This is a genomic window from Streptomyces sp. SCPE 10 (assembly GCF_051980735.1).
In the GTDB taxonomy this organism is placed as follows: domain Bacteria; phylum Actinomycetota; class Actinomycetes; order Streptomycetales; family Streptomycetaceae; genus Streptomyces; species Streptomyces misionensis.
Genome location: NZ_CP197069.1, coordinates 6,411,934 through 6,425,530, shown reverse-complemented (window position 1 = coordinate 6,425,530; position 13,597 = coordinate 6,411,934). Strand labels below are relative to the sequence as shown.

At 73.4% G+C, this 13,597-nt stretch carries 11 protein-coding genes; 7 read left to right on the top strand and 4 right to left on the bottom strand.

The window, feature by feature from the left end:
- Nucleotides 1-40: 40 nt before the first annotated feature.
- The 3 genes from ACSP97_RS29495 to ACSP97_RS29485 are packed head-to-tail and all read right to left on the bottom strand — an operon-like array spanning nt 41 to nt 3,684.
- Complete coding sequence (locus ACSP97_RS29495; RefSeq protein WP_440555064.1) at nt 41-910, bottom strand: copper homeostasis protein CutC; 870 nt, start codon at nt 908-910, stop codon at nt 41-43.
- On the bottom strand, nt 907-2,430 hold the full coding sequence (locus ACSP97_RS29490; protein ID WP_355322756.1) for a M81 family metallopeptidase: 1,524 nt from the start codon (nt 2,428-2,430) through the stop codon (nt 907-909). The genes ACSP97_RS29495 and ACSP97_RS29490 overlap by 4 nt, the downstream gene beginning before the upstream one ends.
- A gap of 24 nt (nt 2,431-2,454) precedes the next feature.
- On the bottom strand, nt 2,455-3,684 hold the full coding sequence (locus tag ACSP97_RS29485; RefSeq protein ID WP_355152621.1) for an ROK family protein: 1,230 nt from the start codon (nt 3,682-3,684) through the stop codon (nt 2,455-2,457).
- A gap of 311 nt (nt 3,685-3,995) precedes the next feature.
- Between ACSP97_RS29485 and ACSP97_RS29480 the strand changes: the two genes are divergently transcribed.
- The 6 genes from ACSP97_RS29480 (at nt 3,996) to ACSP97_RS29455 (ending at nt 11,361) form a co-directional block, all read left to right on the top strand.
- Nucleotides 3,996-5,813 (top strand): peptide ABC transporter substrate-binding protein, encoded by a 1,818-nt coding sequence (locus ACSP97_RS29480; protein ID WP_355152619.1) that lies wholly within the window; start codon nt 3,996-3,998, stop codon nt 5,811-5,813.
- Nucleotides 5,814-5,863: 50 nt separating this feature from the next.
- On the top strand, nt 5,864-6,823 hold the full coding sequence (locus ACSP97_RS29475; protein ID WP_355152617.1) for an ABC transporter permease: 960 nt from the start codon (nt 5,864-5,866) through the stop codon (nt 6,821-6,823).
- Complete coding sequence (locus ACSP97_RS29470; protein ID WP_355322752.1) at nt 6,820-7,719, top strand: ABC transporter permease; 900 nt, start codon at nt 6,820-6,822, stop codon at nt 7,717-7,719. Before ACSP97_RS29475 ends, ACSP97_RS29470 begins: the two co-directional genes overlap by 4 nt.
- Nucleotides 7,716-9,443: an ABC transporter ATP-binding protein gene (locus ACSP97_RS29465; protein ID WP_355152613.1), complete on the top strand. Its 1,728-nt coding sequence runs from the start codon at nt 7,716-7,718 to the stop codon at nt 9,441-9,443. Before ACSP97_RS29470 ends, ACSP97_RS29465 begins: the two co-directional genes overlap by 4 nt.
- Before the next feature lie 17 nt (nt 9,444-9,460).
- Nucleotides 9,461-10,408: an ROK family protein gene (locus ACSP97_RS29460; protein ID WP_440558494.1), complete on the top strand. Its 948-nt coding sequence runs from the start codon at nt 9,461-9,463 to the stop codon at nt 10,406-10,408.
- Between the two features lie 230 nt (nt 10,409-10,638).
- Nucleotides 10,639-11,361, top strand: coding sequence for a maleylpyruvate isomerase family mycothiol-dependent enzyme (locus ACSP97_RS29455; RefSeq protein ID WP_440555060.1), 723 nt, complete (start codon nt 10,639-10,641; stop codon nt 11,359-11,361).
- A 34-nt stretch (nt 11,362-11,395) separates the two neighbouring features.
- On the opposite strand, the gene ACSP97_RS29450 is transcribed toward ACSP97_RS29455, so the two are convergent.
- Entirely contained in the window at nt 11,396-12,541 is a 1,146-nt protein-coding gene (locus ACSP97_RS29450) for an MFS transporter (protein ID WP_440555058.1), read from the bottom strand.
- Between the two features lie 100 nt (nt 12,542-12,641).
- Here ACSP97_RS29450 and ACSP97_RS29445 point away from each other — a divergent pair, with 100 nt between their 5' ends.
- Nucleotides 12,642-13,574: a LysR family transcriptional regulator gene (locus tag ACSP97_RS29445; RefSeq protein ID WP_382012737.1), complete on the top strand. Its 933-nt coding sequence runs from the start codon at nt 12,642-12,644 to the stop codon at nt 13,572-13,574.
- The last annotated feature ends 23 nt before the right edge of the window (nt 13,575-13,597 follow it).

Sequence of the window (13,597 nt, the reverse complement as noted above, 5' to 3'; positions counted from 1 at the left end):
CATCCGCCCGGCACGCACGCCTTCACCGCGTGAACTCCCTTCAGTACACGCCCGGTTGGCCGCTCCCACCGGGGACCGCCGGGCGCCCGTTCGCGGCGTCCAGTGCCCACCGGGCCTCGGCCACCACCTCCGGGTCGGTGACGAAGTGGGTGTCGTCGGCGGCGGAGGTACCCGAGACCCCGAGGGGTGTCCAGGCGCCGCCGCGCCGGGGTTCGGCCCGGGTCTTGGCGGACAGGTGCACGGCGGCCACCCCGGCGGCCACCAGCGCGGGGATGTCGGCGGTGCGCACCCCGCCACCCGCCATCACCTGCACACCGGGCGCGGCGGCCACCATGTCGGCGAGGGTGGCCAGCCCCGCGGTCGCGGTGGCCGCGCCGCCGGAGCTGAGCACCCGGGTGATCCCCAGTGCGGGAAGCGAGGCCGCGACGGCGACCGGGTCCGCGGACTGGTCGATCGCGCGGTGCAGGGTGATCTCCACCGAGCGTCCTCGGCTCCGTGCGGCGTCACGAGCGGCATCGGCCAGACGGGTGACCGCCCCGGTGTCCAGGGCGCCCTCGGCGGTCAGCGCGCCGACGACGACGCCGGCGGCGCCGGACGCGACGACCGAGCGCACCTCGGCGACCATCAGGGCGATCTCCTCGGCGTCGTACACGAAGTCGCCGGGCCGGCACCGCACCAGGGCGTGCGCCGGCAGCCCGGCGGCCGCGACCGACTCCACCGCGGCCGCCGACGGGGTGAGGCCGCCCAGCTCCAGTCCGGTGCACAGCTCGACCCGGTCCGCGCCGCGCTCGCGGGCGGTGCGGGCGCCGGCCGGGGAGGTGACGGCGATCTCCAGGGCGACACGCGGCGTACCGGTGCCGGCCGGCGGACCGGACCCGACCTGGTGGGGGGCGGCGGCGCGGTCCGTCACTCGTCGTCCCCGGTGAGCGGCCGGTCGGAGGCCGGGATGATCCGGGCCGTCAGGTCCGGGTCGGCCATGTCGCGGTCGAAGGGGAACATGGGCCGGCGGATGCGGTGGTGGCCGAGCCGTACCAGGTCCTGGTCGACGCCTCCCGGGGTGAGGGCCATCTTCCACGCCGCGGCCATGTCGAACAGCTCCGGCTCCAGGTAGCCGATCTTCACGATGACGACGTCGGCGGAGCGCGGGTCGAGGTCCAGGTCGGTGAAGTCGTGCTCGTGGTGGTACGGCTTGCGCAGCCGGGTGAGGATCGCGTACACGCTGCCGACGCGGATCACGACCTCGGTCTCGGCGTCGCGGTCGCCGTGCCGGATGGCGTGCACCACGCCGGTGAGGGTGACGGGACCGGCGTGCCGGTCGTCCACCTCGGCCCCGGCGGTGACGGTGACGGTGGCGCCCACGCCGGCGGCGACCGCGGTGTCGACGGCGGCGGGGCCGGGCACCGAGGCATACAGGACGGTCGGTCCGTCGTCCTTCCGGAACTCCGGGCGCTCCAGCAGCCGGGTCAGGCCCCAGGTGACGTCACCGGCGCCGCCCGCGGTGGGGTTGTCGCCGGTGTCGCTGATGAAGTAGGGCCGGTGGGCCGAGCGCAGGGCCTCGTCGAGGAGGCCGTCGAAGGTCCCGGTCGGGGCGACGAAGTCGAAGTCGTGGCGGGCCTCCCAGAAGCCCCGGGCGAGGCGTTCGGCGCCGGCCGACACCGCCTCCCGGTCGGGTCCGGTGACCACGACGGCCGCGCGGTTGCGGGGAGCGTCGGCCCAGGCGTAGCCGACCCATATCGCCGCGTCGGTGACCCCGGCCATGGCCTCGACCTCGTCGACCGCCGCGTACACGCTTTTGGCGGGCTCGATGCGGGTGGAGGTCTGCTCTCCGGCCAGCAGCACCGGGACCGGCACCCACGCCTTCACCGGGCGGGGGGCGCCGGTGGCGAGCAGCTCGACCAGGTTGCGCACCGCGCGCTCCTTGGTCTCCATGTGGTCCTCGTGCGGGGCCATCCGGTAGCAGGTGATCAGGTCGCTGCGGTGGGCGAGTTCACGGGAGACGTTGCCGTGCAGGTCCATCGAGGTGGAGACGATCACGTCGGGGCCGACGGTGGCGCGGATGCGTTCCAGCAGGACGGCCTCGGGGTCCTCGACGCCCTCCACGCTCATCGCGCCGTGGATGTCGTACCACAGGCCGTCGAGCCGGGGCAGGGCGGCGAGCCGGTCGACGAGTTCGTCGGTGAGCGCGGACCAGGCGGCGGCGGTGACCATGCCGCCCGGCAGCGACTTGCCCACCAGCGCGCCGTGCCAGTCGGCGGCCTCGCGCAACTCCTCGCCGGGGGCGAGGAAGGGGTAGCGGCCGAGCACGTCGGCACCCCGCGAGGGGTGGAAAGCGGGGGCCTCGGTGCGGGCCGGGGAGAACGTGGACGACTCGATGCCGAGTCCGGCGATGGCGATGACCGGGCGGGCGGCGGTGGTTCGGGATTCCGGCATGGCTCCTCGTGATGGTGTGGTGCGTCAGCGGGTGCGGGGCGGGCGGCCGGGGCGGGCGGCGCCGGACCCGGTGCCGCCGAAGTCGCGTACGGCATGGGCCATGCCCTGTTGCAGGGCGAACTGTCCGGCGCCGACGACTCCGGCGTCCGCGCCCAGGCGGGCCCGTTCGATGGTGAGGTGCTCGGTGACCAGCGGGTGGCAGCTCTCGTACAGCTGGCTGCGGACCGCGGCGACGAACGGTTCGAGGGTGGAGAGGATGCCGCCGAGGTAGACGGCGTCCGGGTTGAAGAAGTTGACGTTGGCGGCGAGGACCTGCCCGAGGTGCTCCCCGGCCCGGCGGACCGCGCCGGTGGCCTCGGGGTCGGCGTCGACCGCGAGGCGTACGACGTCCTCGATGCTGCCGACGTCGGCGCCGCGTTCCCGCAGGATGCGCACCAGGGCGGCACCGGAGGCCACGGTCTCCAGGCAGCCGGTCTTGCCGCAGGAGCAGGGGATGTCGGCGGCGCCGTCGATCCGGATGTGGGTGATGTCGCCGGCGGCGCCGGTCGCGCCCCGGTAGAGGCGGCCGTCGACGATGACGCCGGCGCCGATCGCCGAGCCCATCTTCACCATGATCGACTGCCGGTGTTCGGCGGGCCGCACCGTGTGCTCGCCCATCGCCATGCAGTTGGCGTCGTTGTCGACCGCGCTCGGCACGCCGAAGCGGTCCTCCAGCCAGGCGGCGACCGGGAAGCGGTTCCACCCGGGCATCCGCGAGGGCAGTACGACGGCTCCCGACTCGATGTCGACGGGGCCCGGCAGGGACAGGCCGACGGCGCGCAGCCGGTCGCGTCCGCGCTCCTCGGCCAGCGCCTCCAGGGCTTCGGCGAGCCGGGGCAGCGCCTCCTCGGGACCGTCGGCGATGACGAACGGAACGGTGGAGACCTCGCCCAGCTGGCCGCCGGGCAGCACCACGCCGATCCGGGCGTGCCGGCCGCCGAGGTCGGCGGCGACGGCGAACTCGTCGGTGCCGCCGAGCCGCAGCACCTTGCGGGGGCGCCCGCCGGTGGACGACTGGGTGCCTTCCTCGGCGATCAGTCCGCGCTCGACCAGTTGCCCCACGGCGACGGAGACGGTCGAGGGGGCGGCGCCGAGCAGAGCGGCGAGTTCGGCGCGCGACGACGCCTGGCCCGAGGCCACGAGTTCCAGGACCCGGACGGCGAGGGGGGAAGTCCCTTTCGCGGGCTGGCGGTTCCGGGCACTTATTTCAGTCATGTACGAAGTAACTTCCGCAACAGTTGGTGTGACGCAGACAGTACGCCCGCACAACGCGGACGGGAACCTTTTCCTGGAGGTCATTGCCGCGAACAATCGCCCGGCAAATCCGGTCAAAAGCTGTGCTTTCCGATCTCGGAGGACCCCTCGGAGACTTATGTCGAGCCCACAGAAACTTAGTTGTTACTAAATCGTGTTTGTTTGTTCGGCGCGTGAGTCGTTGACTGTCCACCACGCGGCGCCGATCCCCCCGGCGCCCGCCCCGGCCTGCACCGGGACACATCACGGGTTTTTTCAATCCGAGGAGAGTCATGTTTCTTGCTCGTACGGCGACCGGCCGCCGCTGGGCCCTCGTCGCGGGTGCCGCCGTCATGTCCGGCGCCCTGCTCACCGGCTGTTCCGGGGGCGGAACCTCGTCGTCCGGCGGAAACTCGAGCGACACCATCAACTACGCGCTCCCGGCGAACTTCACGCCGAACTGGATCCTCCCGGTCGGTACCGCCGCGCACCTGAACACCAACAACTCCTCCATATCCCAGGTCCTCTGGGAGCCGCTGATCGCCTACGACGGCTCCACCGGCCAGGTCGGCTGGAACAAGGACAACTCCCTCGCCACCGCCGCGGACTTCGGCAAGGACGGCAAGAGCGTCACGATCACCCTCGGCAACCGGCACTGGAGCGACGGAAAGCCGATCACCTCGCGCGACGTCGAGTTCTGGTACAACCTGGTCAAGGCCAACAAGGCCGACTGGGCAAGCTACAGTCCGGGCAAGGCGCCGGACAACTGGACCTCGCTGAAGATCGTCGACGACACGCACCTCACGATCACGTTCGACAAGGCGTACAACCAACAGTGGATGCTCGCCAACGAGTTGAGCATGATCCGCGTGATGCCGCAGCATGTCTGGGACAAGACCAGCGCCTCCGGCGCCGTCTCCGACCAGGACCGCACCCCCGCCGGCGCCAAGCAGGTCTGGACGTACCTCAACAACGCCGCCAAGAACATCTCCGGTTATGCCACCGACCCGCTCTGGAAGACGGTCAGCGGTCCCTACACCCTCAAGTCCTTCTCCACCGCGGGCAAGGTCGAACTCACCGCCAACGCCAAGTACGACGGCGGCGGCAAGGCCAACATCAAGAACGTCAACCTGCTGCCGTTCACCACGACCGACGCCGAGGAGAACGCGCTGCGGGCCGGCACGGTCGACTACGGCTACATCAACGCCACCGACCTCGGCCAGGAGGCCGCCTTCAAGTCGCGGGGCTACACGGTCAAGCCGTGGGCGGGCTGGGCGATCACCTACATGCCCTACAACTTCAACAACCCGGCCATGGGCGCCGTCTTCAAGCAGCTGTACGCCCGCCAGGCGATCCAGATGTCGGTCGACCAGACCAGCCTGTCCAAGGTGGTCTTCAACGGCACCGCGGTCCCCACCTACGGCCCGATCCCGCAGGGACAGCCCTCCGACTTCGTCTCCCCGAGGCAGAAGAACAACCCGTACCCGTTCGACACCGCCAAGGCCAGGCAGCTGCTGACCTCGCACGGCTGGACCGAGCGGAACGGCACCATGGTGTGCGACCACCCGGGCAGCGGCGGCGACCAGTGCGGCCCGGGCGTCGCCAAGGGCACCGCGTTCGAGATGCAGGTGCTGTCCCAGTCCGGTTCGACCGTGACCGACAACATGATGAGCGCGCTGCAGTCCTCCTTCGCGAAGACCGGCATCAAGTTCACCATCAAGACCGCCCCGGTCAACTCCGTCCTCTCGCAGGCCGGTCAGTGCACCTCCGGCCAGTCGGGCTGCAAGTGGCAGCTGTCCTTCTTCGGCACCGCGGGCAGCTGGTACTTCCCGGCGTACCCGAGCGGTGACGCGCTCTTCCAGACCGGCGGCGGCTCCAACTTCGGCAGCTACTCCAACCCGGCGGTGGACAAGCTGATCACCGAGACCACCACCTCCGACTCCACCGCCGCCGTCCAGAAGTACAGCGCCGCGCTGGCCGAGGACCTGCCGGTGGTCTGGCTGCCGGAGCCCGACTACCAGGTCTCCGTGGTCAGGGACGGTCTGGGCGGGTTCGCCCAGGACTCGCTCGCCAACTTCCACCCCGCCATGTGGAAGTGGACGAACAAGTGAGCCCGTCCGGCGACCCCGCGCACACCTGAGCCGAAGCGACCGGAAAACACATGAGTACTCCCTCGTACCTGATCAGACGCGTCCTCCAGGCCGTCGCGGTGATCCTCATCGTGACGATCGTGGTCTTCGGTCTGCTGCACGCCCTGCCCGGGGGGCCCGCCCGCGGCATCCTCGGCCCGCAGGCCACGGCGCAGCAGATCGCCCGGTTCAACCATGAACAGGGCCTCGACAAGCCCCTGCCCGTGCAGTACCTCTACTACCTGAACCAGCTGCTGCACGGCGACCTCGGCACCAGCTACACCCTGAACGCGCCGGTCGCCCGGCTCATCGGGGAGCGGCTGCCCAAGACCCTGGTCCTCACCGTCCTGTCGGCCGTCATCGGCCTGCTCCTGGCGATCCCGCTGGGCATGTGGCAGGCCGTGCGGCGCAACAAGCCGGTGGACTACGTCATCACCACGCTGAGTTTCATCGCCTACTCCACGCCCGTGTACTTCCTCGGGCTGATCCTGGTGCTGCTGTTCAGCCAGGTGCTGCCGTGGTTCCCGTCCCAGGCGCCGCAGGGGGACACGCTCGCCCAGGTGTTCTCCGACCCGCAGGCCCTGGTGCTGCCGGTGGTCGCCGGCGCCGCCTCCATGGTCGCCGTGTTCAGCCGCTACATGCGCGCCGCCACCCTGGAGAACCTCTCCGAGGACTACGTCAGGACGGCGCGGGCCGGCGGTTCCCGCTCCCGCGCCATCCTGCGGCGGCACGTCTTCCGCAACTCCCTGACCCCGGTGGTCGCCATGCTCGGCTACTACGTGCCGGTGCTCTTCGGCGGTGCGCTGGTGGTGGAGCAGCTCTTCAACTACCCCGGCATGGGGCTGCTGTTCTGGACCGCAGCGCAGGCCTCGGACTACCCGGTGCTGCTGGGCTGCGTGCTGGTCATCGCCATCGCCACCGTGGTCGGCACGCTGCTCGCCGACATCGTCCAGCGGATCATCGACCCCCGAGTGAAGGCAGGCCGGTCATGAGCGCCGTCGTCCACCCGGCCGAGACGTCCGGCACGGCCGGCACTCCCCGCGAGACCTCAAGCGTCCGGCTCGCCGTCCGGCGTTTCCTGCGCAACCGGCTCGCCGTCGCCGGACTCTGCGTCGTGGCCTTCTTCGTCCTGTTCTGCTTCGTGGGCCCGCTGGTGTACTCCACGGACCAGACCCACACGGCGCTCCAGCAGGTCAACCTCTCCCCGAGCGGCGCGCACTGGCTCGGCACCGACGCCGTCGGCCACGACGAGCTGGGCCGGCTCATGTACGGCGGCAAGGTGTCGCTGATCGTCGGTCTCGCCGCGGGCGTCCTGGCCACCGTCATCGGCACCCTGTGGGGCGCCGCCGCGGGCTACGCCGGCGGCTGGATCGACGCGGTGATGATGCGGATCGTGGACGCGGGCATCGCCATCCCCGCCCTGTTCATCCTGCTGGTGGTCTCCGCCATCACCACGCCCGGCCTCGGCGGCCTGATCCTCATCCTCGGCCTGGTGTCGTGGCTGGTGCCGTCCCGGCTGATCCGCGCCGAGACCCTGACCCTGAAGAACCGCGACTACGTGCTGACCCTGCGGGCCATCGGCGGGACGCACGCCCGCGCGATCCTGCGGCACATCCTGCCCAACTCCGTGTCGACCATCATCGTCGCCACGACCTTCCAGATCGCCGACGCCATCCTCCTCGTCGCCTACGTCTCCTACCTGGGCCTCGGCGTGCAGCCGCCGGCCACCGACTGGGGCGGCATGCTCTCGGCGGGGCTCACCGCCGCCTACTCCGGCTACTGGTGGCTCATCGTGCCGCCCGGCCTGGCCATCATCCTGGTGGTGTGGGCGTTCAACGCGATCGGAGACGGGCTCCGTGACGCATTCGACGTGAGGGGACGCGGATGACCGCCACCCAGGCCCCGGCCGCCGCGACGGCCGAGCCGATTCTCGAACTCGACGACCTCGGCGTCGTCTTCACCACCGAGTCCGCCCAGGTGCCCGCCGTACGGGGCGTCTCCCTGCACGTCCGGCCGGGCGAGACCCTCGCTCTGGTCGGCGAGTCGGGCTCCGGCAAGTCCACCGTCGCGCTGGCCGCGATGGGGCTGCTGGCCGGCAACGCGCGGGTCACCGGCCGGGCCGTGATCGACGGCACCGACATCGTCGCCGCCGACGAGGCCCGTCTCGCCGCGCTGCGCGGCCGGACCGTCTCCATGGTGTTCCAGGAGCCGGCCACCGCGCTCGACCCGCTCACCCGGATCGGCAAGCAGATCGCCGAGGTGATCCGCAACCACCGCGACGTGTCCGCCCAGGACGCCGCCGCCGAGGCCGTCGGCCTGCTGCGCAGGGTCGGCATCCCCGAGCCGGAGAAGCGCGCGTCCGCCTATCCCTTCCAGCTTTCCGGGGGCCAGCGGCAGCGGGTGGTCATCGCCATGGCGATCGCCAACGACCCCGCGCTGCTGATCGCGGACGAGCCGACCACCGCGCTCGACGTCACCGTGCAGGCCGAGATCCTCGACCTGCTGCGCAGGCTCGCCGCCGAGACCGGCACCGGCGTCCTGCTCGTCACCCACAACATGGGCGTCGTCGCCGACTTCGCGGACCGGGTCGCCGTGATGTACCACGGCGAGATCGTGGAGACCGGCCCGGTCGAGGACGTCCTGCTGCGCCCGTCGCACGACTACACCCGGCGGCTGCTGGCCGCCGTGCCCCGGCTGTCGGTCGCCGAGGCCGGCCGGCCCGCACCGGCCCGCGAACCCGCCCCGGACGGCGGCCCCGACCGCGCGACCGGTGCGCCCGTCGTCGAACTGCGCGGCATCTCCGTCGTGTTCGGCCGCGGCAAGCGCGCGGTGCGCGCCCTCGACGACGTCTCGCTCACCGTCCGCCCCGGCGAGACCCTGGGCCTGGTGGGCGAGTCGGGCTCCGGCAAGTCCACCGCGGCACGCGTCGCGCTCGGCCTGATCCCGCCGACGTCCGGCACCGTCTCCCTGTTCGGCGCCGACCTCGCCCGTACCCGGTCCCGTGCCCGCCGGGCGCTGCGCGCCGGCATAGGCGTGGTCCTCCAGGACCCGGTCGCCTCGCTCGACGCCAGGATGACGGTCGGCGAGTGCGTCGCCGAGCCGCTGCGGGTGCACCGCCGCGAACTGTCCGCGCAGGACCGGCGCGGCCGTGTGGAGGCCGTGCTCGACCGGGTCCGGCTGCCCCGCGACATCATCCGCCGCGCCCCCGGCGAACTCTCCGGCGGCCAGCGCCAGCGGGTCAGCCTGGCCCGCGCCCTGGTGCTCGAACCCCGGCTGCTGGTCGCCGACGAGCCCACCAGCGCGCTCGACGTGAGCGTCCAGGAGTCCGTGCTGGAGGTCATCACCGAACTCCAGGACGAACTCGGCTTCGCCTGCCTGTTCGTCTCCCACGACCTCGCCGTCGTCCAGCACTTCGCCCGCCGGGTCGCCGTGATGCGGGCCGGGCGGATCGAGGAGCAGGGGCCCACCGGCGAGACACTGCTGCACCCGGAGACCGACTACACGCGTCGGCTGCTGGCCGCCGTCCCGGTGCCCGACCCGGTGGTGCAGCGCGGCCGCAGAGCCGAACGCCTGGCCACCCTGGCGGCCGGACGCACGGAGGGCGAGGCGTGAGCGAGCACGACCGGACGCTGTTCGCCGGCGTGGACATCGGCGGCACCACCACCCAGGTGGTGCTCTGCGACGACGACCTCACCGTGCTGGACCGGGCCGAGACGACCACTCCGGCGGCCCGCGGCGGACAGGCCATGATCGACGCCGCGCTCGGCGCGCTGGCGCCACTGCTGCGCCGCGTCCCCGGCCGGCTGGCCGGCGCCGGCGCCGGCGCGGCCGGGGTGGTGGACTCCGCCGCGGGCCGCATCCTGGTGGCCAGCGACTCCTTCCGCGGCTGGTCGGGCTTCCCGGTCACCGCGGCCGTCGCGGACGCCCTGGGCGTACCGGCGTACCTCGACAACGACGTCAACGCCTTCCTGCGCGGGGAGGTGTCGTCGGGCGCGGTGCGGGGCGAACGGGACGTGCTCGGCATCGCGCTGGGCACGGGCGTGGGCGGCGCGGTGTGGACGGACGGCCGGCTGTTCGCCGGGCCGCACGGCGCGGCCGGGGAGATCGGGCACATCCCCGGCTTCGGCGACCTGGGCTGCACCTGCGGAGGCCGCGGCCACCTGGAGACCCTGGCCTCCGGCCGCTCCATCGGCGCGCGGTACGCCGACCGCACCGGCCGCCGTCTCACCGCGCGGGAGGTCGCCGACGCGGCCGCACACGGCGACAAGGACGCCCTCGCGGTGTACGGCGCGGCGGGCGCCGGGATCGCCCGCGCGGTCGTCATGACGGCCGGTCTCGTCGACATCACCACGGTGGTGATCGGCGGCGGCGTCAGCCGCGCCTGGCACCTGCTGGAACCGGCCATCCTCGCCCGGCTCGCCGAGGAACCCCCGGTCAGCGGCCACCCCGTCCGCCTGGTCCGGGCTGCCCTCGGCACGGACGCCGTACCGGTGGGCGCCGCCGCCCTCGCCCGCCTGCGCACGACCTCCGACGAGGGCGCGCGGCCCGCCCTGTCGGCATCGGTGCGCGAGCGCTGACGCCGCGGGCACGGCGGGGTCCTGCTCCCCGGGCGCGCACTGTGTGGCGGCCACACGTCCGGGGCGCCGGGGCGCCTGCCGACCGCGTCAGCCGGCCGCCGTCCGCAGCGCGCCCGCCCCGGACGGCATGCGGGACGGCGGTGCCCGCTGGACTCGTCCGTCCGACGAGCGACATGCCGGGCGCAACGCCGGGAACAAGGAGGTGACGCGTCGTCACCGAGGGGAGAGCCGTGCCTGCCGACAGTCCCGCCTCGCTGCTGCCCCTGCTGCGCACATCCGTCGACCGGCTGTCGGCGACCGCGGCCGGGCTGTCGGACGAGGAGGTGCGGGCGCCGTCGCTGCTGCCCGGCTGGACGCGCGCCCACGTCCTCACCCATCTGGCCCGCAGCGCCGACTCCCGCGACCGGCTGCTCGCCTCCGCCCGCCGGGGCGTCGACCTGCCGCAGTACGCCGACGAAGCCCAGCGGGCGCGGGAGATCGAGGACGGCGCCGGTCGGCCCGCCGCCGTCCTCCTCGACGACATGGACACCGCGCTGCGCCGCTTCCTCGCCGCGGCCGGCGACCACCCGGAGGACGCCTGGGAGGTGCCGGTGCGCTGGCTCGGCGGTGGCCTCCGGCCGGTGCGCGGGGTCGTCGGGAGCATGCTGCGCGAGGTCGAGGTCCACCACACCGACCTGGCAACCGGTCACGGCCCGGACCACTGGCCCGCCCACATGGTCGCCCACGAGCTGGAGACGACCGTACAAGGTCTGCGCGACGACCCGGACGCCCCGCCCATGACGCTGGTCGCCGTCGAGGAGCGGGTCCCGCGGGTCGTCGGAGCCGGGCCGGGACCGCGGGTGGCGGGTCCGGCGGCACAGCTGCTGGGCTGGCTCACCGGGCGGACCGACGGCAGGGCGCTGACCGTCGAACCGCCCGGCCCCCTGCCGACTCCACCGGTCTGGCGCAGCTGACCCGGTCCGCCCCGGCGCCCCGTCCCGCCGGTGCTCAGCTCCGTGTTCGCAGCTGGTGCGCGGCGAGGGCGGCGTGGGCGAGGGCCAGCAGTGCGACGGCCGCGAGCAGCGCCGGGGTCGTCGTGAGGTGGCCGAGGAGGGTGAGGACGTACGGGGTGAACATGCCGAGGTAGGCCACCGTCCAGAACCGGGCCGTCCAGCGGGCGAGTCGGTGCGGCGGGGCGAGGGCCGCGGTCCGGGTGAGGCCGTAGGCGAGGGCCAGTCCGTAGCCCGCGCCGAGCACGACCGCCGCGAGGAGGGCGAGGGGCTCGCTCCCGGTCGCGGCGGCGACGGCGGCGGTCGCCGTGCCGGCCGCCACGACCAGGAGGCCCGCGGTGGGCGTGGACCGGGCGTGCCGTGCGGTGAGCAGACCGGTACCGGGGACGACGGCCGTCGCGAGGCCGGTGAGGACCAGGCCGGTGTGGAGGGTGCTCGGCAGGGTGACGAAGCCGATGGTGGGCGCCGTGAAGACCCAGGGCGCCGACGGCAGCACGGTGCGCCGGAAGCGGCGGCCGGTGTGCTCGTGGGCGGCTCCGGGGGCGGGGGCCGGCCGGTGCGTCTCCGGTGCGGCCAGCGCGAGCCACCCCGCCGCCGCCCCGAGGACGACGTGCGGAACGTACGCCGTCACCATCGGCCAGGGCGCCCACCGGGCTATGAGCGCCGCCGCGAAGCCGCCCGTGGCGAAGCCCGCGGAGACGAACAGGCCGGGGCGGCGCGGCGAGCCGGAGAGTTCCTTGACCCAGGCGCTGCCCGCGGCCAGCAGCGCGCCCGCGCCGACCCCGGTCAGGAAGCGTCCGGGCAGCAGCGGCCAGGTGTGGCCCCACGCGCCGCCGGCCATGAGGAGCAGCGTGGACAGGACGCTGAGGGCGAGGGCCGCGAGGGCCACCGGGCGCCGTCCCCTGCGGTCCGCGAGCGGGCCCGCGATCAGCAGCGCCGGGATCAGGCCGACGACGTACACCGCGAACAGGCCGGTCACCGTCGACTCGGTGAGGCCGAAGCGGCCCCGGTAGGCGCCGAGCAGGGCGGAGAACTGGTTGGCGCTCCAGCCGGAGGCCAGCATGATCCAGGCGGCGCGGGCGCCCCGGGCGCCGGCGGTCGCCGGAACGGCGGCGACGGGGGCGGTGGCAGGGGATGCGGTCATGCTCCCATTCGTACGTGCCCGACGGTTCGGCGCGCGCCGCACCTTCACGATTCGTGAACGGCCCGCGCCGTGCGCCCGGCGCCCCGTCTACCCTGCTCGTATGGCGCTTGACCTGCGGCTGTTGTCGTCGTTCCTGGCGGTCGTCGAGGAAGGGCACTTCGGACGGGCCGCGGCGCGGCTCTTCCTGTCGCCGCCCGCCGTCACCCAGCACGTGCGCCGCCTGGAGAGCCAGGTCGGCGCGCGGCTCCTCGACCGGTCCGGCTCCCCCGTCGTCCCGACGGCCGCCGGTGTGCGGCTCGCCGGACACGCGCGCACGCTCCTCGACGCCGCGAACGCCGCCCTCGACGACCTGGCGGACGTCACGCGGGAGCCGGACGAAGGACGGCCGCTGCGGGTGGGCATCATGGCGCACGGTTCGGCGGAGCTGACCCCCGCGGCCATCAACGCCTACCGGCGGGCGCGGCCCGAGGTGCGGGTGGAGATCCGGCAGCTGGACTTCACGGAGCATGTGACCGCGCTGGTGGAGGACCGGGTGGACGTCGCCTTCGTACGGCCGAGCCCGCAGGACGAGCGGCTCGTGGCGGACGTCCTCACCACCGAGCAGCGGATCGTCGTCGTGCACGAGCGGTCGCCCCTGGCCGACGCCCGGACCTGCGGTGTCCGCGTCGCGGACCTCGCCGAACTGCCGCTGTTCCGGGTTCCGGGACACACGCCGCAGACGTTCACCGAGTACCTGTACTTCGACGACCGCGCCCAGCGCCGCAGCCCCGAGTACGCCGTCACTCCGCAGGAGGTGCTGACCGGGGTGGTCACCGGGCGGGCCGCGGGCTCCGGCCTGCGCTCCTTCGCGCGGTACTACGCGTGGCCGGGCGCCGTCTTCATACCCGTCCTCGACGCTCCCTGGGAGAGCAGCTACCTCGCGGTGCGCGCCGGTGACGACAACCCGGAGGTGCGGATCTTCCGGGCACTCGCGGTGGCCCTCGCGAAGGACCTGGGCCCCACCATCAACTCGCCGATGCCCGGCTCCGGTTGACGAACGCAGTCCCGGCGCGGCCC